This is a genomic window from Sulfuricurvum sp., from assembly GCF_023229695.1.
Classification (GTDB): Bacteria; Campylobacterota; Campylobacteria; order Campylobacterales; family Sulfurimonadaceae; genus Sulfuricurvum.
The window spans coordinates 30648-55497 of sequence record NZ_JALNYS010000018.1; the positions used below are offsets into that span (position 1 = coordinate 30648).

The 24850-nt window shown below is 47.6% G+C and carries 25 protein-coding genes; 11 read left to right on the plus strand and 14 right to left on the minus strand.

Translation table 11 applies throughout. The annotated features are described in order from the left end of the window. Window positions 1–72: 72 nt before the first annotated feature. The 3 genes from alaS to M0P91_RS12485 form a co-directional block, all read right to left on the minus strand. Complete coding sequence (alaS, locus tag M0P91_RS12475) at window positions 73–2622, minus strand: alanine--tRNA ligase (protein WP_295068037.1); 2550 nt, start codon at window positions 2620–2622, stop codon at window positions 73–75. Window positions 2623–2694: 72 nt separating this feature from the next. Continuing rightward, window positions 2695–2928 carry a DUF2442 domain-containing protein gene (locus tag M0P91_RS12480; RefSeq protein WP_295067950.1) on the minus strand — a complete coding sequence of 78 codons (234 nt, stop codon included), beginning with the start codon at window positions 2926–2928 and terminating at the stop codon, window positions 2695–2697. Window positions 2929–2939: 11 nt separating this feature from the next. Then, on the minus strand, window positions 2940–3200 hold the full coding sequence (locus tag M0P91_RS12485) for a DUF4160 domain-containing protein (RefSeq protein WP_295067953.1): 261 nt from the start codon (window positions 3198–3200) through the stop codon (window positions 2940–2942). Between the two features lie 169 nt (window positions 3201–3369). On the opposite strand from M0P91_RS12485, the gene M0P91_RS12490 reads away from it, so the two are divergent. Next, window positions 3370–3549 carry a DUF2158 domain-containing protein gene (locus tag M0P91_RS12490; RefSeq protein ID WP_295067956.1) on the plus strand — a complete coding sequence of 60 codons (180 nt, stop codon included), beginning with the start codon at window positions 3370–3372 and terminating at the stop codon, window positions 3547–3549. Window positions 3550–3587: 38 nt separating this feature from the next. Here the strand turns inward: M0P91_RS12490 and leuA are convergent, their stop codons facing one another. The 4 genes from leuA to M0P91_RS12510 form a co-directional block, all read right to left on the minus strand. After that, complete coding sequence (leuA, locus tag M0P91_RS12495; RefSeq protein ID WP_295067958.1) at window positions 3588–5255, minus strand: 2-isopropylmalate synthase; 1668 nt, start codon at window positions 5253–5255, stop codon at window positions 3588–3590. A gap of 88 nt (window positions 5256–5343) precedes the next feature. After that, a complete protein-coding gene (locus M0P91_RS12500) occupies window positions 5344–5952 on the minus strand; it encodes a DedA family protein (protein ID WP_295067961.1) in 609 nt (202 codons plus the stop codon). Beyond that, window positions 5942–6961 carry an undecaprenyldiphospho-muramoylpentapeptide beta-N-acetylglucosaminyltransferase gene (murG, locus tag M0P91_RS12505; RefSeq protein ID WP_295067963.1) on the minus strand — a complete coding sequence of 340 codons (1020 nt, stop codon included), beginning with the start codon at window positions 6959–6961 and terminating at the stop codon, window positions 5942–5944. Before murG ends, M0P91_RS12500 begins: the two co-directional genes overlap by 11 nt. 72 nt (window positions 6962–7033) lie before the next feature. Next, complete coding sequence (locus M0P91_RS12510; protein ID WP_295067966.1) at window positions 7034–8212, minus strand: FtsW/RodA/SpoVE family cell cycle protein; 1179 nt, start codon at window positions 8210–8212, stop codon at window positions 7034–7036. Window positions 8213–8343: 131 nt separating this feature from the next. On the opposite strand from M0P91_RS12510, the gene flgB reads away from it, so the two are divergent. The 4 genes from flgB to M0P91_RS12530 all read left to right on the plus strand — a co-directional run bounded on the left by flgB (window position 8344) and on the right by M0P91_RS12530 (window position 11482). Further along, complete coding sequence (flgB, locus tag M0P91_RS12515; RefSeq protein ID WP_295067969.1) at window positions 8344–8772, plus strand: flagellar basal body rod protein FlgB; 429 nt, start codon at window positions 8344–8346, stop codon at window positions 8770–8772. A 10-nt stretch (window positions 8773–8782) separates the two neighbouring features. After that, window positions 8783–9277 carry a flagellar basal body rod protein FlgC gene (gene flgC / locus M0P91_RS12520; RefSeq protein ID WP_295067972.1) on the plus strand — a complete coding sequence of 165 codons (495 nt, stop codon included), beginning with the start codon at window positions 8783–8785 and terminating at the stop codon, window positions 9275–9277. 19 nt (window positions 9278–9296) lie between these two features. Next, entirely contained in the window at window positions 9297–9602 is a 306-nt protein-coding gene (gene fliE / locus M0P91_RS12525) for a flagellar hook-basal body complex protein FliE (protein WP_295067975.1), read from the plus strand. Between the two features lie 77 nt (window positions 9603–9679). Next, the gene (locus M0P91_RS12530) at window positions 9680–11482 is read left to right on the plus strand and encodes a penicillin-binding protein 2 (protein WP_295067977.1); all 1803 of its coding nucleotides are present in this window, start codon (window positions 9680–9682) and stop codon (window positions 11480–11482) included. A gap of 12 nt (window positions 11483–11494) precedes the next feature. Here M0P91_RS12530 and M0P91_RS12535 read toward each other — a convergent pair whose 3' ends face one another. Next, complete coding sequence (locus M0P91_RS12535) at window positions 11495–12028, minus strand: hypothetical protein (RefSeq protein ID WP_295067980.1); 534 nt, start codon at window positions 12026–12028, stop codon at window positions 11495–11497. A gap of 1 nt (window position 12029) precedes the next feature. Then, on the minus strand, window positions 12030–12851 hold the full coding sequence (panC, locus tag M0P91_RS12540) for a pantoate--beta-alanine ligase (protein WP_295067983.1): 822 nt from the start codon (window positions 12849–12851) through the stop codon (window positions 12030–12032). Window positions 12852–13019: 168 nt separating this feature from the next. Here panC and prfB point away from each other — a divergent pair, with 168 nt between their 5' ends. Together prfB and M0P91_RS12550 are read left to right on the plus strand one after the other, a co-directional pair. Beyond that, a complete protein-coding gene (prfB, locus tag M0P91_RS12545) occupies window positions 13020–14129 on the plus strand; it encodes a peptide chain release factor 2 (protein WP_295067986.1) in 1110 nt (369 codons plus the stop codon). An 89-nt stretch (window positions 14130–14218) separates the two neighbouring features. Continuing rightward, on the plus strand, window positions 14219–14953 hold the full coding sequence (locus M0P91_RS12550; RefSeq protein WP_295067988.1) for an arginyltransferase: 735 nt from the start codon (window positions 14219–14221) through the stop codon (window positions 14951–14953). A gap of 331 nt (window positions 14954–15284) precedes the next feature. On the opposite strand, the gene M0P91_RS12555 is transcribed toward M0P91_RS12550, so the two are convergent. Further along, window positions 15285–15659, minus strand: coding sequence for a helix-turn-helix transcriptional regulator (locus M0P91_RS12555; RefSeq protein WP_295067991.1), 375 nt, complete (start codon window positions 15657–15659; stop codon window positions 15285–15287). A 93-nt stretch (window positions 15660–15752) separates the two neighbouring features. On the opposite strand from M0P91_RS12555, the gene M0P91_RS12560 reads away from it, so the two are divergent. The 4 genes from M0P91_RS12560 to M0P91_RS12575 are packed head-to-tail and all read left to right on the plus strand — an operon-like array spanning window position 15753 to window position 18762. Further along, a complete protein-coding gene (locus tag M0P91_RS12560; protein ID WP_295067994.1) occupies window positions 15753–16214 on the plus strand; it encodes a rhodanese-like domain-containing protein in 462 nt (153 codons plus the stop codon). A gap of 10 nt (window positions 16215–16224) precedes the next feature. Then, entirely contained in the window at window positions 16225–16578 is a 354-nt protein-coding gene (locus M0P91_RS12565) for a DsrE family protein (protein WP_295067997.1), read from the plus strand. Between the two features lie 19 nt (window positions 16579–16597). Continuing rightward, a complete protein-coding gene (dsbD, locus tag M0P91_RS12570; RefSeq protein WP_295068000.1) occupies window positions 16598–18373 on the plus strand; it encodes a protein-disulfide reductase DsbD in 1776 nt (591 codons plus the stop codon). Continuing rightward, complete coding sequence (locus M0P91_RS12575; protein ID WP_295068003.1) at window positions 18370–18762, plus strand: DUF255 domain-containing protein; 393 nt, start codon at window positions 18370–18372, stop codon at window positions 18760–18762. The genes dsbD and M0P91_RS12575 overlap by 4 nt, the downstream gene beginning before the upstream one ends. Before the next feature lie 78 nt (window positions 18763–18840). Here the strand turns inward: M0P91_RS12575 and M0P91_RS12580 are convergent, their stop codons facing one another. The 4 genes from M0P91_RS12580 to rpsL all read right to left on the minus strand — a co-directional run bounded on the left by M0P91_RS12580 (window position 18841) and on the right by rpsL (window position 24755). Further along, window positions 18841–21498, minus strand: a complete 2658-nt coding sequence (locus M0P91_RS12580; RefSeq protein WP_295068005.1) for an HD domain-containing phosphohydrolase — start codon at window positions 21496–21498, stop codon at window positions 18841–18843. A 78-nt stretch (window positions 21499–21576) separates the two neighbouring features. After that, window positions 21577–23661: an elongation factor G gene (gene fusA, locus M0P91_RS12585; protein ID WP_295068007.1), complete on the minus strand. Its 2085-nt coding sequence runs from the start codon at window positions 23659–23661 to the stop codon at window positions 21577–21579. A 172-nt stretch (window positions 23662–23833) separates the two neighbouring features. Next, complete coding sequence (gene rpsG, locus M0P91_RS12590) at window positions 23834–24301, minus strand: 30S ribosomal protein S7 (protein WP_295068010.1); 468 nt, start codon at window positions 24299–24301, stop codon at window positions 23834–23836. 73 nt (window positions 24302–24374) lie between these two features. Further along, the gene (gene rpsL / locus M0P91_RS12595) at window positions 24375–24755 is read right to left on the minus strand and encodes a 30S ribosomal protein S12 (protein WP_013461125.1); all 381 of its coding nucleotides are present in this window, start codon (window positions 24753–24755) and stop codon (window positions 24375–24377) included. Between the last annotated feature and the right edge of the window lie 95 nt (window positions 24756–24850).

Sequence of the window (24850 nt, forward strand, 5' to 3'; positions counted from 1 at the left end):
ATACGCCAAGAGGGCAAAGCCCCTTTGGCTACGTTAACACTGGGTTTACTTCTAAAGTCAAGCCCATCTTTCTTACGAAAGTTCTTGGGTCACATACGCCAATGCCGCAGCTTGCGCTTCACCGATTTTCGAGGGATCTTTTCCCCCTGCTTGAGCAAAATCGGGGCGCCCGCCTCCGCCTCCGCCAACGATCGGGGCGATCGCTTTGACCCACTCCCCTGCTTTGAGCGATGAATTTTTAACACCGCTGGCGAGTAAGACTTTATCGTCCTTGATTTGGAACAGCATGACGCAAATGGAATCGTGACTGTTTTTCAGCTCATCGATCCGCTCTTTGATATCCCCGGCACCCAGCTGCGCGATCACAACGGCGGTATTGCCCATCATCGTTATACTTAGTTCCTCTTTAGAGGCTGAAGCCAGCGATGCCATTTCGGTTTTAAGGGTTTTAACCTGCTCTTTCAGGCGATCGATTCCGGCAAGAATATCCCGGTTTTTGACCGACACTTCAACCTCTTCGATCAAATGGCGGTTTGCTTTAAAGAGATTGTAAGCCGCATTGCCGCACACCGCTTCGATACGGCGTACGCCGGCACTCACGCCGCTCTCTTTGGTGATAATGAACATCCCGATAACCGCCGTATTGGCGACATGGGTACCGCCGCAAAATTCGACCGAAGCTCCGCCGAAATCGACGACACGGACCCTATCTCCGTATTTTTCGCCAAACTGCGCTTTTGCGCCGCTCTTTTTGGCCTCCTCGATACTCATCTCACGCGTTTTCCCCTCAAGGGCATGGAGAATATGGTGATTGACCCGCTCTTCGACCGATGCGATCTCTTCGTGCGAGAGAGCTTTGGGATGGGAGAAATCGAAACGGAGACGGTTGTGCTCCACCAATGATCCGGCCTGAGAGATGTGTTCTCCGAGAAGTTCATACAATGCCGCGTGCAGCAAATGGGTCGCCGAGTGGTGTTTCTCGATTTCGTTACGCGAAATATCCACAACCGCTTCGATCATCTCGCCGACAGCGATCGTCTCACGTGTTTCGACGTGCGAGAGGTTGAGGCCGTGAAATTTTTTGGTATCGGTGACGGTTGCTTTATGCCCCAATACCCCGATATCTCCACTCTGTCCACCGCTCTCGGCATAAAACGGAGTCTGTTCCAACATGACCCACCCTTTATGACGGGCGTGAAGCTGATCGACCCGTTCAAAATTCTCACCCAGCAATGCCTGAATTTTTACCGGTGCCGTCGTGTAGCCGTATCCGATAAACGTGTTAACGCCGAAGGTTTCGAGAAGGGTCTTGAAATCTCCCTCGACGGCGGTATCTCCGGACCCTTTCCACGCTGCTTTCGCACGCTCGCGCTGGAGGCTCATCAGCTGCTCGAATTTTTCGACGTCCAGACCGAGATTCTTCTCCCGAAGCATATCTTCGGTCAAATCGAGGGGAAATCCAAACGTATCGTAGAGTTTGAACGCTACCTCACCGCTGAATACTTTATCCGTCGTGTTCAGCTCTTCATTAAACAGTTCGATCCCCGATGCGATTGTTTTAAAGAATCGCTCCTCTTCAAGCATAATCTGCTCTTTAACCACAGCCAGTTTTTCGTTCAGATACGGATAGGTTTTCCCCATCAGCTCCGCAACCGTATCGGCCACTTCAAACATAAACGGTTTGGTAAATCCGAGGAGGTATCCGTGACGTACCGCACGGCGCAAAATCCGGCGAAGGACATATCCGCGCCCCTCATTCGAGAAATTGACCCCTTGAGAGAGGAGAAACATGACGGTACGGATATGGTCGGCAATGACGCGGTACGATGCGCCGCTGGCATAGGTGTAAGGTTTGCCGATAAGGGCTTCGACTTTACGGATGATCGGCATAAAAAGGGACGAATCGTAGTTGCTCAATGCCCCCTCTAACACTGCCGTAGCCCGTTCCAGTCCCATCCCCGTATCAATCGACGGTTTCGGTAACGGCTTAAGTTCCCCCTTCGCATTACGCTCATACTGCATGAAAACAAGGTTCCAGATTTCCAAGAAACGATCCCCGTCGCCCCCCATGTAATCTTCAGGCCCGTTGAAATGTTCCGCACCCTGATCGATGAAGATTTCCGAACACGGTCCGCACGGTCCGGTATCTCCCATCTGCCAAAAATTGTCTTTGTCACCGAGACGGACAATCCGATCCGCCGCAATGTGTTTTTTCCAGATTGTTTCGGCCTCATCGTCGCTCTCATGGACCGTCACCCAGAGTTTCTCGACGGGAAGTTTCATCACTTGCGTAATAAATTCCCATCCGTAGGCAATCGCCTCTTCTTTGAAATAGTCGCCGAAACTAAAGTTGCCCAACATCTCGAAAAACGTGTGGTGGCGGGCCGTATGGCCGACATTTTCTAAATCGTTATGTTTACCGCCGGCACGCAAACAAGTCTGAGCACTCGTCGCTCTCGGATTCGCCGGGATGGGGATATCCCCGGTAAAGATCGACTTGAACGGGACCATCCCCGCATTGGTAAAAAGGAGGGTCGCATCGTCCGGGACAAGAGGAGAACTCCCTACACGCTCATGTTGTTTTGATTCAAAAAAGGCCAAAAAGGCTTCACGGACATCCATCATAGGTTACTCACTAGTGTAGATAAAATTACGCGATTATAGCGAAGATGGAGTTAAAGAGGAATTAGAGCTTTATACGGCTTTTTCGTAAAGCCGTTCGGGGGCAATGTCTACTTCTCCATCCCATACCAATGTTCCATAATCAATCGTAAATTTTTTAAAATAGTCGATATGACCGAAATTGGCAAACACTCCGCCGCGCTTTGTGTATTCGCTCAAATCAACAATTCCGTGTTTACCATCTTCAAACGTCATATCGATTTTGTAATCGTGCAAATAATGGGCATCGACAACGGTATATTTCATTTTACTACTCCTTATTTCAAGGGTTCGATTTTTTCCGGTCTTTGATCGTTTTGAGCCAATTCCCAATCTCTAGCCAGCTCATCTTTGTGTGCTAATGCCCATTCGACGATCAATCCTGCCCCTTTAGGTGGGAGTTTCCCCTCGGTAATCGCCAAATCGGCGATTCGTATCACCGCATTATACTCATTGTATTCTACATGAAAATGAGGTGGATTATGTTCATCATAAAACATCATCACCCGTATTCCATAAAATCGGCTAATTTCAGGCATCGTCAACTCCCTTTTTATAGGTCATTGTAACGATGCACTATCTGTAGATGAAATTATATTGCATTTTGAAATAAATTCAATCGAGTGAAGATTGAATACATAACACCTATTCTAAATTAATTAAAAATAACTTATAATAATTAAATTTTAATGAAAGGAGAAAAAATATATGTTCAAAAAAGGTGATGTTGTTGAACTTAAATCAGGTAGCCCTAAAATGACTATCAAAGAGATTGAAGAAAGTAATGAATGCTTTTGCGTATGGTTTGTTAATAGTAAACCTGAATATGGTACTTTTGAAGATGCACTTCTGAAAAAAGTAGAAGAAGCTCCAGTAGCTATTGTTTAAAAGCTGGATTCCCGCTTTCGCGGGAATGACGGAAGAAGTTACGAAAACGCTCGATTAAGCGCACTAAACATCGCTTTGATCGAGGCAACCGTAATATCATTATCACACCCTACCCCGAAAAATTTCTCCAAACTCTCCGTCTGAATCTCGATATACGCGACCGCTTCGGCGCTGGAAAGCTCTCCGCGTGAATGCTCGCTGTAGGAAAGGATTTTAAAGTTGTGCGAATATTCCACCATCAACGCATTTTTACACGCATCGATCGGACCGTTCCCCTGCCCTTCGCTTCGGATGACTTTGCCGTTATGGGTGTATTCCAACACACATTTGGCGGAGTGCTCTTTGGCACTCTCAGAGATCACCGAATAATCGACGAATTCGATGTCATGCGGCTCGCCGAAATAGGTTTTCTCGAAAATTTCCAGAATTTCTTCGCTGGTCAGCTCTCGGCCCGCTTCGTCGGTCACCTGCTGAACGATACGCCCGATCTCAGGGTGCATTTTCTTCGGCAATGAATAGCCGAATTTATCTTCGAGGACGTACGCTACGCCCCCTTTGCCCGACTGGGAATTGATACGGATAATCCCCTCGTAATTGCGCCCCACGTCCTGCGGATCGATAGGGAGATACGGTACTTCCCAAAACGGATCCTCTTTGGCACGCTGATACGCCAACCCTTTGTTGATCGCGTCTTGATGTGAGCCTGAAAACGCCGTGTAAACGAGTTCACCCACATACGGATGACGCTCATGGGTTTTCATATCGGTACACTCTTCGACGACGCGAACGACCGTCTCCAAATCGCTGAAATCCAGCTCCGGATCGACCCCTTGGGTGTACATATTCAGCGCCAGGGTAATGATATCGACGTTCCCGGTCCGCTCACCGTTGGAGAGCAACGTCCCCTCGACACGATCCGCCCCCGCCAACAACGCCAATTCGGTCGCCGCTACGGAGGTTCCGCGATCGTTATGAGTGTGGGTCGAGATCAATACGTGCTCACGGTTGGTGAGATGACGGCTCATCCACTCGATCTGATCGGCATAAACGTTCGGTGTCGCCATTTCAACCGTTGCCGGAAGATTGATAACCACTTTACGATCCGGTCCGATTCCCCATCGATCCGTTACCGCATTACAGATACGGGCGGCAAACTCCAACTCCGTCCCCGTAAAACTCTCAGGAGAGTATTCAAGCATGATCTCGCCGTCGTGCTTGGCCGCACGGGCTTTGACCATATCAACACCCTCTAACGCCAATGCGATAATCTCGTCTTGCTCTTTTCCGAAGACGATCTTACGCTGTGCGACCGAGGTGGAGTTGTACAGATGGACGATCGCTTTTTTCACCCCCGCTAACGCTTCGAAGGTTTTGTCGATCAGATGTTCGCGCGCCTGAACGAGGACTTGAACCGTGACGTCATCGGGGATCAACTTTTGCTCGACGAGGGTGCGTAAAAAGTCAAATTCCACCTTTGATGCGGAAGGGAATCCCACTTCTATATTTTTAAATCCGAGTTTCAGCAAGAGGGTGAAGAGTGAGAGTTTTTGGTCCAGATTCATCGGCGTGATCAACGCCTGATTACCGTCACGAAGATCGACACTGCACCAAGTAGGGGCGTGTGTAATGGTTCGGGTAGGCCAAATACGGTTTGGCAAATCGACTTGCGGATAAGGGCGGTATTTGCCCGTAGACATGTTTTTCATGCGAAATTCCTTCTCTAAATTCTCTTCTCATTCCCCTTGCTGGTGACAAATGAGTGCGTGATTATAGCGAAAAGGGCTTTCAGACGCTTTAGAGTTTGTGTATCGAAGATTTCGATCTCCAAACATAAAGGGCGATGATCACGGCGACAACACCTGCCGTGATCATCGTTATCTCTTTCAGATACTTTCCGATCAAGGCTTCGTTATCGCCGATAAAATATCCGATCAGTGCCAAAACAGCACCCCAGATTCCGGCACCCAAAGCGGTATAGAGGCTAAAAAGGGATAAATTCATCCGTCCCAGCCCTGCCGGAATCGAAATCAGCTGGCGCACCCCCGGGATCAAACGTCCGGTAAAGGTTGAAATGGCGCCGTGACGGAGAAAAAACCCATCCACTTTATCCAATGTTTCCGGTGAAATAAAAAAATAACGGCCGTATTTATCTAAAAAACGGCGACCGATCCACAACGCTCCGAAATAATTGACGTACGCGCCGATCATCGAACCGGTCAAGCCGCTCACAATCACCAACAGCAGGTTCATCTCCCCTTTTGACGCCAGATACCCCGCCGGTATCATCACCACTTCACTCGGAAACGGAATAAACGAACTCTCAACCGCCATCAGCAGTACGATTCCCATATATCCTAACCCCTGAACGATATCGACCAGATACTGTGTCAACTCAAGAAACATCTTCAACAACCCTTGTAATAATATAATCCGCGCCGTTAGGGGAGATCAGCTCCCTTAGTTTTTCACTTTTGAGTGAAATATCACTCGACAAAGCCTCTTTTAATTTCTCGGAAATCCCCTCGCCCTGACGTTCGCACCACCCCACCTGATGTTCGACAATATAGCGGGCATTGTGGTACTGATGATCGGCTGCGGCATACGGATAGGGGATAAAAAAAGCGGGAACCCGGGCAGCACAAAGCTCCCACAGCGTACTCGCCCCGGAACGGCTGATCGCAACATCGCTCTGCTCGATCAGCGAAGCGATTTGAGAGGTAAATCCGTACACGTCGGCACCGATCCCTAGCTGGCGGTACGCGGTTTTAACCCGTTCCTCCTCTTTGGCCCCGCATTGATGGATGATCCGTATCCCCCGCTCATTCAGCCACACGGCTATTTCCAAAGCCAGATCGTTGATGAATTTCGCCCCCTGCGATCCCCCCAGAAAAATGACTGTTTTGACCTCGCTGCGGATATAGGCATGGTGAAAATAGCGCTCATTCACGGGATAATCGCACCGATGTTCCCCCTCTTCATATGAGCTGAAAAATCCTTTTGCATACGGACGCAAAAGGGTGTTTAATTTTCCGGTTACCGCATTTTGTTCATGGATATAGAGGGGAATTTTACTCATAACGGCGGCCAGCGCCGCAGGAGCCGCCGAAAATCCCCCGACACTCACCACCGCATCGGCAGAAAAATCACGCAATATCTCCCGCGATTTAAGAACGGCCTTAAAGATTTTCCACACCGCCCCGAGTTTTCCGAACCCTTTTTTATTCACGACACCGGATGTCTCCAAAAAGTGCCCTTTTTCAAACACGGCGCCATCGCCGAACCACTGCCGATCCTGTCCCGACGTCGAACCGATAAACATGACGTTGACGCCCCGCTTTTTTGCCGCCTCGGCCAATGCGAGGGCGATAACGAGGTGCCCCCCCGTCCCCCCTCCGGTAAATACTATATTCATACACCTCTCCTCTACGATACCCCGATGTTTACTGCTCTCAGCGGACGTTGCCGATACGAACCTCTGTTTTTCTCATTTTTTGTCTCCGGGTTTGTAGACAATTTTTTTCGAAAGCATCAGCACCATTCCGATCCCGATAGCCGAAGCCATCATCGCCGATCCTCCGTAACTCAGAAAAGGGACCGATATCCCCTTGATCGGGGTTAATCCGCTGATTCCGTAGGCATTGACCATAAAGGCAAACGTGATCAAAAGCCCTACCCCAAGACTGAACAGATACGCCGTATCGTTATGGGAACGGTTGGCGATTTTAAACAAACGGTGGAGAATCATAATAAAAAGAAAGGTGACCGTAAAAACCCCGATAAATCCGAATTCCTCGGCAATCCCCGCCAGGACAAAGTCGGTATGCACTTCACTCAAAAACCCGAGTTTAAACGTCCCCCCTCCGAGTCCCGTTCCGAAAATTCCGCCGTTATGGATCGCATTGAGCGAGTGGCCGATCTGATACGCCTCTTCCCCGTTTTCAATCCGCAGGTGCTCCGCGATCGGTTCAGGCAAAAAAGCGAGGATCGTACTTTGCGCCGTGGCCCACCATGACAAAATACGGTTAATCCGGTGTTCGGAAGTGAGGATGAAAAAAAGGAAAAACGAGACCGAACCGCCGATGAGGGTCATGAAAAATCGAAAACTGCTCCCGGCAAAAAAGAGCATAAAGGCCAGAGTCAGTGCCAGTACGATGACCTGCCCCAGGTCGTTTTGCAAAATGGCGATCAAAAACATCACCAGAATAAAAATCGCGGCATACGGCAAAAAACGTTTAAACTCTTCGACCACCCCCATATTACCGTGATGGCCGAGTTTACGGGAAAAACTCCATGCCAGAAAGTAGACGAATCCGATTTTGAAATACTCGACCGGAGCGAGGGAAAAACCCCCCAGCTTAATCCACCGCTTTGCCCCTCCCACTTCGCTGACCAAAGAGGCGGGGAGAAAGGGCATAACCAGCATCAGAATCATCCCGCCGAAAAAGAGGGTCAACCCAAGACGATGAAGCCAGATATCGGGATCAAGCTGTGCCAGTCCCCACATCAAAAAGATTGAGAGCACCGCAACGATCAATTCACGGATCACAAAGTGAAAAGAGTTGTATTCAAACAATACCACGGTGTACGCCGTAAGGGTATAAGAGCAGATGACACCGATCGTGATCAGGGCCGTCGTTAAAAGAAACAATTTTTTATCAGGCATTTTTGGACTTATTAAATGTATAATTTGCGCAAGTATATCGCTCTTTAGATAAAGAGTTCGATTAAATGGTTTTGGAATGAATCTTGCTTATCATTTAAGAATCGAAAATATACGGAAAAAGGGGGCAGATTATGAGTACCATTGAATCACGAGCGGATAGTTTAATGGAAGCAGGGTTGAACTACCGTGCCGCCCGTCAGGATATGATCGCCAGTAATATTGCCAATGCCGATACCCCGTATTATCGCCCGAGAGATATCCGGTTTGAAGAGGTCCTTGCCCAAAAAAGTGCTTCCATTTTCGGTCACCAATCTCAAAACCTTCCGATGAGTTGTACCGACAAAGCCCATCTGGGAACCCTCAGCGAGTCGGAATCCAAACCGACCACCTTTTTTCGTGACGGCCATATGGCGCGCAACGACGGCAACAGCGTCGACTTGGATGTCGAAAGCAGCGAAATGGCCAAAAACTCGATTATGTTCAATGCCCTTGTTGCGGCCTTGAAAAAAGATGATGCTATTCACCGAAGTGTGATCGACGCTTCCGGCAAACTATCGTAAGGGATACCGTATGTCATTTTTAAACAGTTTTGATATCAGCGGATACGGATTATCGGCACAGCGCGTCCGTGTCAACACCATCAGTTCGAATATTGCCAATGCCCAAACGACCCGAACCGACGAAGGGGGACCTTACCGCCGTCAAGAGGTTGTCTTTAAAGCGATCGATTTCAATACCCTTTACAATCAATCCCTTGAGCGTCAAACCTCGGCACTGGGATATTCCGATCCTCTCAACGAAGGGCTGGCGGGGCTCAAACCCAATCCGGCGATCATGAGCGTTATTGTCGATAAAATCAGCCGGGACGACACGGCACCGAAGATGAAATACGATCCGTCTCATCCCGATGCGGACGCAAACGGATACGTTGCTTATCCCAATATTAATCCTGTCATCGAAATGGCCGATTTAGTAGAAGCAACTCGTTCCTATCAGGCCAATGTGGCCGCTTTCGAAAGTGCTAAAAATATGGCCAACAGTGCAATCAGTATTTTGCAAGGCTAAGAGGTAAGGAAATACAATTATGACAAATTTACAATCCATTAAATCACTTTCAACTGCCGATCTGCTTCAGTCAAAAAGCAGCGGGGGTGCAGCAACCGGGAGCGGTACCGACTTTGCACAGGAGCTTAGAAATGCGTTAAGCGATGTGAATCAGATACAAGTCGAAGGGGAACAGGCGATGAGTGATATTGCGACGGGAAGCGTCAAAGATCTTCATCAAGCCGCGATTGCCATCGACAAAGCCGAACTCAGTATGAAATTTATGCTCGAAGTACGTAACAAAGCACTCAATGCATACAAAGAGATCACCCGAACCCAAATGTAACCCTATATTAAAGAGAGGGTTGCATCTCCTCTTTACCTTCCCCATTTCCGGGTAATTTATAACAATAAAGTAAAACTATGAGAAATTCGAGTAAATCCAAAAAAATATTAGCCCTATTTCTCGTCTTGGTTCTCGGATTCGCCATTTTTCTGGCAGTGATGCTCTATACCGCCATCCATGATCGGGACATCCCCTCAATTTTTTCAGAAGAGACATCAAAAGCACAACGTGGCTCCATCATCAGCAGTGATGGTTTTCATATCGCAACCACCCAAAAACTCTATAAAGCGGTCGTCAATACCCGAAATATCGATTCCAATAAAACGGAACTTTTTGTCCAGCTTTTCAGTATCTACAGCGGTATTGATCCTGCCGATATACGCCAGCGCCTCCTTACCCGAAAAGGGTCAGTCACCTTAAGCTACCATATCAGTCCGAAAGAGGCAATGTATCTCAAAACCTTAGCGTTTGAACTGCGCCGTTTAGGGGTTTTTATCGAATATACAAACCGTAACGGTGATCGAATTTTGCAAGGGCTCACTATCCTGGAAAGCGGTGAAGCACGGGAATACCCCTACGGAAAACTGATGTCCCCTTTCCTCGGATACCCCCGTAAAATCGAAGAAGAGGGATATACCCGCGTGTATGGGATCAAAGGGCTGGAGAAATTTTTCGATGAAGAGCTCAATCCGCAGCAAAATAAAGCCCAAAAAGCGATGCGCGATGTCAACGGTTACCTGATTTTAAACAAACAAAGCGATACCAAACAGCAGATTAACGGCCTCACCGTCAAGCTCAATATCCCCATTGCCCTTCAGGGACGTGTCGAAGCGATCACCGACCGGATCAAAGAGAAGCTCCAAGCCGATGAAATCATTGCGACCGTCATGGATTCCAAAAGCGGCAAAATCCTCGCTCTGGCCAGCTCAAACCGTTTTGACCCCAGCCATATCCGACGCGAAGATTACCCCTCGCTCAATGCCAACGCGATCGAATACAGTTATGAACCCGGATCGGTTATCAAACCGGTCATTTTCGCACTGCTGCTCGAACGTCACCTCATCAACCCTTATGATATGGTCAACGGACACGGAGGGCGCTATCAAATGGGGCGCAAAGTGATTGTGGATGAGCATAAATTCGATATGATCAGTGCCGAAAATGTGATCGTCTACTCTTCGAATATCGGAATCGCCCAACTCGCCCAGAAACTCAGCGGTGCCCAATTTACCGAAGGGTTACGGCAGTTCGGATTTACCCATTTTAGCGGGGTCGATCTCCCCTATGAAAAACGCGGTTCCATCCCCTCTTCGGCACAATTAAACAATTATCTCTACAAAGCGATCACCTCGTACGGATACGGCATGCGTGCCAATGCCATGCAGCTGGTCAAAGCATTCAATGTTTTCAATAACGGGGGAAAAATTGTCAATCCGATGGTAGTTGATTCTCTGATCGATGATAACGGACGGATCATACCGATGCAGACGCAGCCCCCGATTCAGGTCATCTCTCCGGCTACGGCACAACAAATGAAACGGATTCTGATTAAAACCGTCGTAGAGGGGACCGGTACGTCCGCGAAAACGCCGGGATTGGAGGTGGGAGGAAAAACGGGGACGGCGCACATTGCGAAAAACGGTGCCTACGTCAATAGCTATCATACCTCTTTTATCGGTTTCGCCAATGATACCAAACACCGCTACACCATCGGGGTCACCGTTATCAACCCCCGTACCGTCTATTTTGCATCGATTACGGCCGTTCCCGTATTCAAAGGGATTGTGGACATGATGATCGAAGAGAAATTTCTCAAACCCGATCCTGCCGCCGTTGCCGCTGCCGCAGCAGCTAAAGACGAGACTCCGGTTCACCATTAAACAATCGCCTCCTTAAACCGATAAGAGTTTTTTCAAAGCCTTCTGGATCTCTTTGCTCCCCTCTTTTTCAAAAAAATAGTGCTTTTGAATCCCCCATACTTCGATCACCGCTTCCCCTTTCAAAAAGAGTTTCCGCTTCGACTGAAGCACTCCGTTGATCCGGTTCAGGCTTAAACGCTCCGTATCGATTTTAAGCGAAAGGGGGATAATTTTCTCTTTTCCCGATGCAATGACCCAGAAAGTATGATCGTCGGTGCACGCTTCCCCTCTGGCGATCGATTCCGAACCGTCATTGAGGGAATAGCTTAACGAAATGAGCTTCATATCGCTGTGCCATTGATTGACCACTTTGATATCACCGCCCAAACGGATCGCCTCTTTTTCCACCGGGGCTCCCAGTAGCCACAATACTCCCAGCATCACTTCATCCCGTGTATTTTCCAACCGGATCCCCCCTTGCGGTTCGATCAGAATATCCTTCCCCATTTTCGGTGTACACCCCGTAAAAAGGATTAACGCCGCCGCCCAGACTCCCCAGCGTTTCATCTTACATCCACACATTGTCGATCAGGCGGGTCGTTCCGACACGGGCGGCGACCAGTACGATGGTATCCCCGAGGATCACGTGTGTCATCGCTTCGAAACGGCGGTTGACAATCGCTACGTACTCCACATTCAGCGGATCAAGAATGTTCATCATTGCGTTTTGAATCACACCGGCGTCCACACTCCCCTGCATCACCATCTTGGTCGCTGCTTTAAGCGATGCAGAAAGTTTCAGCGCTTCCTGACGCTCGGACGGGCTTAGATAAATATTGCGGCTGGAGAGGGCAAGCCCATCCTTCTCGCGCACCGTATCAATCGGAACAATCACCACATTCATAAATAGGTTATCCACCATCTGGGCGATCAGTGCAAGCTGCTGGGCATCTTTTTTACCGAAATAGGCACGGGTAGGACGAACCATGTTCAGCAGCTTCATCACCACCGTCAAGACCCCGTCAAAGTGACCGGGGCGGGAAGAGCCTTCCAGAATATACCCCCGAACATCGGGGGCCGTAATCCGAACCTCGTCGCGTCCGTACATGGTTCCCACATCGGGATAAAAAAGGAGATCCACGCCGCTGAGTTCGCAAATTTTAAAATCGGCCTCTTCCCGACGCGGATATTTACTCAGATCTTCTCCCGGTAAAAACTGGGTCGGATTGACGAAAATAGAGACAACGACCGTCTCATTCTCACGACGTGCATGTTCGATCAATGTTTTATGTCCAATGTGCAGCGCCCCCATGGTAGGGACAAAACCGACACTACCGATTCGGGTGCCGAGTGCTTCACGCAATTCTTGTGCCGAACGTGCGATAATCATTTTTTTAGCCTCTATAGAATATAATCGCAATTATAGTATAGACTTCTTGTATGCAGGAAGTCTCCCGTGACGGTAAAGCGAAGTTTCAGCGCTTTACCCATCAACACAGCCAGACGGAGCCTGACTCCCTAGCCATTCTAAATAACCGAAAGAGGATATTCCCGTATTATGGATCATTACGAATATACCGAATTACTTAAAACATTAACGACCAAAATGCAAAATGTGACGGATGTCGTCCGGCCGAAAGATATCAATACCCGCTTGGAAGAGATCGAAGCTCTTGAAAACTCCGACGGGTTTTGGAATGATGCCGCCAATGCCGGGCTGGTACAAAAAGAGAAAACCCAGCTTGAGCGCCGTCTCGCCAAATATTCCAAAACCTATAATGGCCTCGGCGATGCCAAAGATCTTTACGATATGGCTAAAGAGGAGGGGGATGACGAAACCATCGAATCTCTTTTTTCCGATGCCGGATCGTTAGAAAATCAGGTCAAGTCGATGGAGATTGAAGTGCTCCTCAGCGGTGAACACGATTCGCACAATGCGATTGTCACGATCCATCCGGGTGCCGGCGGTACCGAATCCCAAGACTGGGCTTCCATGCTCCTGCGCATGTATACCCGCTGGGCGGAGCGCCATGATTTTACCGTCGAAATGCTTGATTACCAGTCGGGAGAAGAGGCAGGGATTAAAGATGCCGCCATTTTAATCAAAGGGATCAATGTCTACGGTTATCTTAAAAATGAAAACGGGATTCACCGTCTTGTCCGTATCAGCCCTTACGATTCGGCAGCCAAACGTCATACCAGTTTTACCTCGGTAATGGTCTCTCCGGAACTGGATGATGACATCGATATCGAGATTGAGGACCGCGATATCCGTATCGATACCTACCGCGCATCGGGCGCCGGGGGACAACACGTCAACAAAACCGAATCAGCCATCCGTATCACCCATATCCCATCAGGGATCGTTGTACAGTGTCAAAATGACCGTTCACAACATAAAAATAAAGCAACCGCTTTCAAAATGTTAAAATCTCGGCTGTACGAACTCGAAATGGAGAAAAAACAAGCAGCCGTTGACGGAATCGAAAAAAGTGAAAACGGATGGGGGCACCAGATCCGCTCCTACGTCCTCGCTCCGTATCAGCAAGTCAAAGATACCCGTTCAGGAATCCCCTACTCGAATATCAGCAATATTCTCGATGGAGACATCGATGAGATGATCGAAGGGGTCCTTATCTCCCTCAGCCGCAAAGATGACGACGAGTAATATTTCATTGGAACACCAAAGGAATAAAATCCCTTTGGTTGCGCTGGCCGCTAAGGCACTCAAGCTTGCCTCTTCCAGAGGCAGAGATCATGCATAATACTGTTTTAAAAGAGTGCGCTCTTCATGAGCCGTGCTCCTACATTTCGGGTAATTCCCAAACCATCCATTACAAAGTGATCCGGGAGTGTACGAAAATACAGTGTGAAGCGCTGATACTACGGGGATGGCGGCGATTTGGCTCCATGTATTTCCGTCCGATCTGCAGCGATTGCCGTGCCTGTGAAAGTCTTAAAATCGATGCGAAGCATTACCTCTACCGTAAATCCGAACGGCGTATTCTACGGAAAAATAGCCATTTGACGACCGTTATACGCCATCCTACCCTCACCCGTGAACATCTGGATTTGTTTCATCGCTACCATACCTACAAACACCATACCCGCGCATGGGATCCCCCGAAAAGCGATCCGAAAAATTACTACGCCTCTTTTGTACAGGGACATGGAGATTTCGGATACGAAGTCCTCTATTTTGAGGGCGATAAACTGATTGCCGTTGATTTGATCGATATTCTCGAAGAGGGGATCAGTTCGCTCTACTGCTATTACGATCCCGAGTACCCCTCCTACTCTTTGGGGCGCTATACCCTGCTGCAGCAGATCGAATTTGCCAAACGGCTCAATCTCAAATGGATCTATTTGGGCTATTATGTCGAGGGGTGTCAAAGTCTGGCCTACAAAACCGACTACACCCCCTCTCTGGAACTGGTAGGGAGACCGGAAGAGGATGAAGTGCCGATATGGAGAGAATTATGCAAATCGTAACCTTGCAAATGTCCGATTCTGCTGCTGAACACATTATGTATTTTTTACGTTAACTTCCCAAAAATGAGCTCTAAATTGTTGAGGCTAAATTCTCAGAAAAAAATGGCTAAAAAGTAGTAACTGACCTTACGCACCTTGTCTAAACAAGTGCGAAAAGGTTAGTAATCTCCCGCATCCGAAAGATGCGGGTAGCTTCAGGAGGATGCAGGGGTGAAAAGCGTCAAAAAAGCCAACTGCTTGGCTTTTTTAGCTTTGGAACCCGGCCGATGCATGAAGTGCCGGCTGGGCCGTCCCCGCCACTTTCCGGGCTTTGCCCGGAAAGTGAGTAATATTAGATCGTAAGATTATCCCCAAAAAACAATTCCCGATTATCATCAAAATTTTTCACCAATGTCGTAAAACACCCCGCCATCTCACGGATTGTCTCAATATTGGGTTCGATATACACTTTATTTCCCTTTTTCTCTACGGTGATAATTTTCGCCTCTTTGAGCTCTTTGATATGCGCTGAAATAGTCGGAAGGGAAAAGTTAAAATGTTCCGCTACGGTACTGACACATGTCGCAATAGGGTTTACCTCTACACCCGGCTGTTTTTTATCGAGTGAGCAAGTATACCCTCCGGTAAAAACATTTTTGAAAATCAAAAAGCGGGTCTCGTTGCTGAGCGCTTTAAAAATTTTTAATTTTTGATCCATATCGAGCATTGCAATCCTTGACAAATTCAGTAAGAGTATTGTACCATACAAATTACTTAGCTATTTAGCTAATAACATAAATACAAATTCGGAGGTTGGATTATGAAATTGAAAGAGATCCTTTTGATAGTGAGCTTACTCACAGGCTCATCCTTGATAGCCGGACAAGCAGAGTCCGAAAAACTGATCAGTGTGGCAAAACAAGAGGCCGGAGAGATGGCACCAAAACAGCTCAAAGAGATGTTGGACGCTGAAAAAAAAGTGATCGTCATGGACGTGCGCGAAGAGAATCAGCGTGCGGAGGGTGAAATTTACGCTTCAAATATGTTGGCAATAACGCGTGGAAATCTTGAGTTTGAAGTGCTCAATAAAATCAAAGACAAAAATGCCCTCATCGTCACCTATTGCCGTGGCGGCAGCCGAGGGGCATTAGCCGCTCAAACACTTAAAAAGCTAGGCTATGTCAATGCAACCAACCTCAAAGGGGGTCTCAAAGGTTGGGCCCAAGAGGGTTACCCGATTGAAACAGGCTTAGGGGTAACACTGCTCACGAAAGAGCAATAAGGGGTACCGAATGACCACTATTATCCTCAATCACCAACCCTACGACGGTTCGGATGTGACGTGGAATGCTCTGCGTCTGGCTAAAACACTCCACAAAAGCGGTGAGGGAGTCAATATCTTTTTGATGAACGATGCCGTCGATCTCGCCCGAGACATCATCCAAAAGCCTGAGAGCTACGATCACGATCTGGTCGATATGCTCAAAAAGCTGTATCAGGATGGGGTAGCCCTCCAAGCGTGCGGTACGTGCAATGCCCGCTGCGGACTTTTCAAAAATCAGCCCTATTTCGATGAGAGCGTTTCATCCACGATGCAGATTCTCGCCGATTGGGTCATACAGAGCGATAAAGTATTAACGTTTTAAAAAAGGATAAATGAGTCGCATGAAATATTTTCTATTTTTTGTATTGTTTTTCAATACCCTGATATTTGCCGAACCTGCATTCTTAATGCCCGAAGAGGCGTTCAAAGCTTCGGCCCATATGAAAAAGCGATGCACTGTATCGGCGACCATAGAGTTGGGAAAGGATATCTATCTCTACCGCTCCAAAATCACCGCTAAAGTTCTGGAAACAAAGAGCGGTATCGAAGTTGATCGTCTCGTCCTCCCCGAAGCCATCGATCATGACGGCGAAAAAGTGTACACTGCTTCACTCACCTTTGATATCCCTCTGGTAAAAACCAAAGAGATGAGCGATATCGTCCCGATCACCCTCGTGATCGGCTATCAGGGATGTTCTGAGCAGGGGCTATGCTATGAGCCGATGAAATCCACCTTTGCTTTTGATATCGAAACCTCTAAACTCCTCTTAAAAGAGAGCGATAAAGCACCCCTAAAAACCACAGTTTCCAGCGGGGGAAAAAGCCCGATTACCGTCTCTGAAACCGATCAAATTACCCAAACGTTTATCGAGGGGAACGTACCGCTTATCCTTGTGACCTTTTTTACCTTCGGTCTGCTCCTTTCCCTAACACCGTGTATTTTTCCGATGATTCCGATCCTCTCATCGATCATCGTGGCGCAAGGGAAAAATATGAGTGCACGCCGAGGCTTCATCCTCTCCCTCGTCTATGTCCTCTCGATGTCGGTCGCCTATACGATTGCAGGCATATTGGCGGGACTATTCGGCGGAAATATCCAAATCGCGATGCAGAACCCGTGGGTTATTTCAACGTTTGCACTCCTCTTTGCAGGTCTTGCCGTTTCGATGTTCGGATACTTTAAAATCGGGCTCCCCTCATCATGGCAAACCCGCCTCACCAAATCTTCCGAAAAGGCAAGTTCCAAAGGGGGCTACCTCGGGGTCGCAATCATGGGCTTCTTATCCGCACTGATCGTCGGACCTTGCGTTGCTCCTCCTCTTGCCGGAGCACTCGTTTACATCGGTCAAAGCGGCGATGCGCTCCTCGGCGGTGCGGCACTCTTCGTCCTCAGTATCGGGATGGGAATTCCATTGCTGCTTATCGGAACAGGTGCGGGTAAATACATGCCTCGTCCCGGCGGATGGATGGACACGGTATCGCATATCTTCGGCGTCGTGATGCTTTCTATTGCGATCTGGATGCTTAGCCGTATCCTCCACCCTTCACTTACCATGCTCCTTTGGGCGGCATTTTTGATTATTATCTCGATCTATTTGGGTGCACTCGAATCGCTGCAAGGCAATCATAAAGGGATAAAGCCGTTTCTCAAAGGGATTGGAATTTTGATGCTCGCCTATGGGCTGATTCTCTTTTACGGTGCAATCAAAGGGGAGACAAATCCCCTCGCTCCTGTGAGCGAAAAAGCAGCTACCCCCTTAGAATTTAAAACGATCCACTCTTCCGAAGAGCTCGATGCGCTATTGGCCGAGAACAAAGGGAAAAAAGTGATGCTCGATTTCTACGCCGATTGGTGCACTGCCTGCAAAGAGCTCGATGAAATCACCTTCAAAGACCCTGCTGTGATACAATCACTGAATCATTACGTTTTGGTACGTGCCGACGTTACCGCCGACAGTGATAGCGAAAAAGCGCTGACCAAACGGTTCAACCTTTTCGGCCCCCCGGCAATGATCTTTTTCAATGAGAGCGGAAAATTGATCCAAGGTGGTGATCTTATCGGGTATAAAGATCCGCAAAGCTTTATCACCCATATTAAAACATTGGAGACAAAATGAAAAAAGTCCTCTTAGCCCTCCTTCTCATCAGCAGTTCACTCTTTGCCGAACTCGATTGGGCCCCTTCGTATGAGCAGGGGTTGGCTCAGGCCAAAAATGAGCACAAAATCGTGATGCTGATGTTCTCGAAAAAAACCTGCAAAATGTGCAACATCATGAAAAAAAGCGTCTATGAAAACGACGAAGTTGCCGAATACGTCAAAAGCTTTTATGTCTCTATCGAAATCGATGTCGAACTCCATCCCGACAAATACGGCTATGCGGTGTTCGGTACCCCGACCTATTATTTTTTGGGTTCCAACGGCAAACAAATCGGACGGATGATGGTGGGCGGTGCAACGGCAGAGGGGTTCTTGCAAAAACTCAAAGAGGTGAAACAGGGTAAATAATCAATGCGGCGTTGATACTGGCCAAAGCATATGGGTCCAAGGGTGAAGTAAGCGTGAACTTTTGGAGTGAAGTGCCGTTTATTCCGCTAACGGAGTGTTTATTCCATTACCGGTTGTTTCGTTGTGCATCAAATCCTCTAAATTATCGGGGATTGTGACGATCATTTTTGTTTTGGCGGCAACGCCCTTTTCGTTTAACGGCGATTTTGCCAATATCGCCTCAATATCCCCATTAAAATCTGCTATCGCAAAATGATCCCCCCACAATCGGAAGATCATATATTCAGGGAGCTTCTCGGACAAATAGGCTGCAAATAGAGCAATGAGCTCATTCCCTTTTTCCCATCCGTACCTTTTATTGAAGTGATGAAAATCAACCAGCGAAACGATACAGAGCGTTTCGGGTTTAGCATGTTCCGAACGGCCGTTCAGCGTCATCGTAAAATAATCTTCATTATAAAGTTTGGTCAATTTGTCTTTAAAAAAATAACTGAGCCGCTCCTCTTCCAAAGCACTGCTCCCGAACTGACTGATAGAAGCATCGATCGTGATACCGCTGAGAACTTTCGAAGCGGCATTGACGACGGCCGGATGATACATTTTTCCGCTCAACGCGTTCAGCTCGATCAATGATTCCGCGACCTCTTTTCTCGGTTTATAAATACGGTTGGTCGTCATCGCGTCAAAGGAATCGGCCACCGCAAGAATAGAACCCAAAAGTGGAATTTCACCCCCTTTTTTCCCCTTCGGATAACCGCTTCCGTCGTAACGTTCATGATGATCCAGCATAACCTGTGCCATTTCCTGATAAAAATTGACGGTGGAAAGGACCTTGTACCCTGCCGCAACATGCTCCTTGATCAGTTCATACTCCAATACGCTCAGATGTCCCGGCTTGAGCAAAATAGAATCGGGGGTAACCACTTTTCCGATATCGTGCAGTTTTGCCGCCTCCACCAGCCTCTGAATCTCTTTCTCAGGCAACTCCATCTCCCGGGCTATCAACTCGGCATAATGGGCTACCCGTTGCGTATGCCCTGCCGTATACGTATCGCGCTGTTCAATCATATTGACGAGAGCATCGATAAAGTTCTGGTAGTTTTTAAGCCGTTCTTCGTTCAGCAGGCTGATTTGCTCATGCTGGGAAAAAGAATGAAGGGCAAATCCGATATCGCCTGCGAGCTCTTCAAGCATATTTTGCTCTTCTGCGCTAAACCCGTAGCGATGCGCTGTACAAATCGTCAATACTCCCATAGGATCACCGTAGTTACTTCGTTTCAGCAAGAGGGCATACATCGCCGTAATCTTGTAGTACTCGGCTTTATTTTTGCAATCAGAAGGTACTTTCTCATCAAAAGAGGTAATCATAATATTTTTCCCCTCATCAAAAGCGAGACGGTCGATATCGGTCACACTGTTATCCTCTACAACACCGTATGCGGCGCCAACCACTAGCACCCCATCCTCCACAATCGATATTTTTGCACTCTTAAAGGCCTCATTTGAACTCAGACACAGCGTAGCTTTTTCTATCAGCTCCTCTTTGGAACGGGTTGTAATCAGCATCTGATTGATATCCGCCACCGTACGCAGAATACTCCTGAGGTATTTTTCATTCAGATAGGCCTCTTCCAGTTTCGCACTTTTGTCGTAAAGATGCCGTGTCTTTTCCGCAATCTTCTCCTCCAGCGATCGATTAAGGTTGTTTAAAACCCTTTTAGCCTCTCGGAGACGGCCATTGACTTTAGCAATGTAAGACAACACAATCAGCGATACCAGAAGCAACACGGTTCCGATCAAAATATAAACCCCGTATTTTTTGACAAAATAGGAAATAGCCGCTTTTTTGAGCTGTGCGTAAGGGCCAAGTTCAAGCTCTTTTAGACACTCATGGATACTTTGGTAATCTAACGGTATTGTCCATCCGGCACTCTTGGATTTCAGCGCCGCTTCGGAGTGTTCCGGCATCGATATCAATGCAATGGCTACTTTTTCGGCCAATTGTCCGGATGTATGCCGGGTTGTCGCAAACGGCCACTCCGGGTACAGAGCGGTACTGCACTGATAGAAAAAGGCCGGGTGCTTTTTTGGATTGATCACGGTAAAATCGTCGATCTCAATTTTATTCTCTTTATCCATCCGTTCCAATGTATCGGTTCGGACCGTTCCGGCATCGGCTTTGCCGCTTTGTACCGCATATACGACCGCCTCATGCGTTCCGTAAAAGGTTACGGTGAACTGATTCAGGCTTAAATTGTCCCCTTTCAATTCCCGTAATGCCATAATCCAGCCTCCGAAAGAGTCCGGATTGACAGCGGCGATTTGCTTGCCGACCATATCCTCTAAAGAAGATATCTCCGTATTGGAAGCTTTGGTAAAAATCACCCCGCCGAACTGGGTTTGGGCGTTTCCGTCGAGACCCCTATTTTTCAATGTCGCGATTCGGGAAATACCGAATCGGTTTTCCAATTCGACATAATACGCAGAGTTGGTAACAACAAAATCGATTTTGTTATCTCGCAAATAGAGGGGGAACTCCTCAAATCGCAAAGGGAGAATGTGAAACTCGTATTCGGGAATTTTTTCATTCAGATACAAGGCGGTAGGATTCCACATACTTTCCGTCTCACTGAAGTTTTTATGCGCCAAAACACCTATCGAGACGCTCTGCTTTGCATACACAATTACTTCACCTGCCAGTAAAAAGAGGAGAATCAAAATGTTAATTTTTATCATAATTTAATTATATCGGATTCGGAAAAAAAAAGAGGAATAAAAGTAAAGCGTGCGCCGAGGCGCACGGAGTGGGGAAAATTAGCTGTTACGCTTTTTGATGATCTCATCGGCAACGTTACGTGGAACCTCTTCGTAGTGATCGAATTCCATAGAGTAGCTTGCACGACCCTGTGTCGCTGAACGAAGGTCGGTTGAGTAACCGAACATTTCAGACAACGGTACGAACGCATCAACGATTTTGTTACCGGAACGGTCACCCATATTGTTGACTTGTCCGCGACGGCGGTTAAGGTCGCCGATAACGTCACCCATGAAGTTCTCAGGAACTTCAACTTCGACTTTCATCATCGGCTCAAGGATCGCAGGGTTTGCTTTACGGCAAGCCTCTTTGAATCCCATAGATGCAGCGAGTTTAAACGCCATCTCAGAGGAGTCAACCTCATGGTAAGATCCGTCATACAATGCTACTTCGATGTCCTCGATCGGATAACCGGCGAGAACCCCTTTTTGCATTGCTTCTTTACACCCTTTTTCAACGGCAGGAACGTACTCTTTTGGAATAACCCCCCCTTTAATTTCGTTGTGGAAGATGTAACCGGTACCGGCAACGCCCGGCTTGACACGAATATAGATGTGACCGAACTGTCCGCGTCCACCGGATTGTTTCGCGTACTTGTACTCTTGGTTCACTTCGTTACGGATAGATTCACGGTACGCAACCTGAGGAGCTCCGACTTCCGCTTCGACTTTAAATTCACGAAACATTCGGTCAACAAGGATTTCAAGGTGAAGCTCACCCATTCCGCTGATGATCGTTTGGCCTGTCTCTTCGTCGGTGTGAACACGGAACGATGGATCTTCTGCCGCCAGTTTTGCTAACGCGATACCCATTTTTTCTTGGTCTACTTTGGTTTTAGGCTCAACCGCAACCGAGATAACCGGCTCAGGGAAGTGCATACGCTCTAGTACTAGACGTTCGCGCTCATCACATAGCGTATCACCAGTCGTTGTATCTTTAAGACCTACAACCGCACCGATTTCACCCGCATAGAGAGATTTGATCTCTTCACGTTTGTTCGCGTGCATCTTAACGATACGTCCGATACGCTCTTTTTTACCTTTGATGGTGTTATAAGCATAGGTACCTGATTCAAGAACACCACGGTACACACGTACGAAAGTGAGCTGTCCGACGAATGGGTCGGTCATAATTTTGAACGCAAGACCGGCGAATGGAGCATCGTCTGTTGATTCAACATCCACTTCAACCTCTTCATCGTCTTCCATGGTCCCTTTGATAGCCGCAACTTCCAAAGGTGACGGTAGGTAATCAACAACCGCGTCCAGAAGCGTCTGAACCCCTTTGTTTTTAAACGCCGTTCCGCATGTCATAGGGATGATTTCCATTTTAAGACATCCGGCTTTGATCCCGCGCATGATCTCTTCGTTGCTAAGTTCGCCCTCTTCGAAGAATTTCTCCATCAAAGTATCGTCACCCTCAGCAGCCGCTTCCATCATTTGGGCACGGTATTTATCGGCAATTTCCACCATATCCGCTGGAATTTCTGCTTCATGATAGTTTGAACCCATCGCTGCATCTTCGTCCCAAAGGATTGCTTTCATTTTAACGAGATCGATGATCCCTTTAAACTGATCTTCAGCACCGATCGGAAGTTGAATGGCGATTGGGTTGGCTTTAAGGCGCGCACGGATTTGCTCTTCTACGTTGTAGAAATCAGCACCGGTACGGTCCATTTTATTAACGAAAACCATACGAGGAACCCCGTAACGGTTTGCTTGACGCCATACTGTTTCTGATTGCGGTTGAACCCCGCCAACCGCACAGAATACCGCTACAGCACCATCAAGTACACGCATGGAACGCTCAACTTCAATGGTGAAGTCAACGTGGCCCGGAGTGTCGATGATGTTGATTTGTTTGCCGTTCCATTCACAGGTAGTCGCCGCAGAGGTAATGGTAATACCACGTTCTTGCTCTTGCTCCATCCAGTCCATAGTTGCTGCACCTTCGTGAACTTCACCGATTTTGTGTGATACACCGGTGTAGAACAAGATACGTTCCGTTGTGGTCGTTTTTCCCGCGTCGATGTGAGCGGCGATACCGATGTTTCTAACGTCTTCTAGTTTATGGGATCTTGCCATGATAATAGCCCTTAATAGAGTTTAAAGTGGATAGGGGAATGATAACCCAAGCGGGTTATCAAAAGGTTACGCCCTAAAAATCTGCCTCAGTATGAGGCAAGCTTTAGTGCCTTAGCGGCTAGCGCAGCAACCGGGGCTTAGCTCCGGTTGCGTTCTAACCAAAATGGGATTCTTACCAGCGATAGTGAGCGAACGCTTTATTCGCTTCTGCCATTTTGTAAGTATCCTCTTTACGTTTGAATGATGACCCTTTATCGTTGGCAGCATCCATCAATTCGTTTGCAAGACGTTCAGCCATAGTACGTTCATTACGTTTACGCGCGGCATCCGTCAACCAACGGATTGCAAGTGAAAGCTGGCGAACAGGGCGTACTTCTACTGGAACTTGGTAGGTCGCTCCACCCACACGGCGGCTTTTCACTTCGATGACCGGTTTGATGTTATCGATGGCTGCATTAAATACTTCAATACCGGTTTTTTCACCACGTGAACCGATAATATCAAGAGCACCGTACATAATTTTCTCTGCGGTGCTTTTTTTTCCGTCCCACATGATTTTGTTGATAAACTTGGTCAATACTTTTGATCCGTGAACCGGGTCAGGCATAATTTCGCGAACGGGCGCTTTTCTTCTTCTCATAATGTTTCCTTCAATGTTATTTCATTTACTCAAAAAACGGTCGTCAAAAACCGAATCTTGTCTGACTATTTGACTATTTTTTAGCCTTAGCTTTTTTCGTACCGTATTTAGAACGAGATACTTTACGGTCTTTAACACCCGCTGTATCCAATGCACCACGTACGATATGGTATTTAACCCCCGGTAAGTCTTTTACACGGCCGCCGCGAACAAGAACGATAGAGTGCTCTTGCAAGTTGTGACCCTCACCGCCGATATAACTAATAACTTCAAACCCGGATGTCAAACGTACTTTAGCAACTTTACGAAGCGCCGAGTTCGGTTTTTTAGGGGTTGTAGTATATACACGAGTACATACACCACGACGTTGTGGGCATGACACCAAAGCGGGTGATTTTGATTTTTTCACTACCGCTTGTCGCTCTTTACGAATAAGTTGGTTGATTGTTGGCACACAATCTCCTTTGTTGAAATGTTCCAGTAGAATTTTAATCCACCCATAGGGGACTAATAAACGCGCAATATTACCTGTTTATTGATTAAAAATAG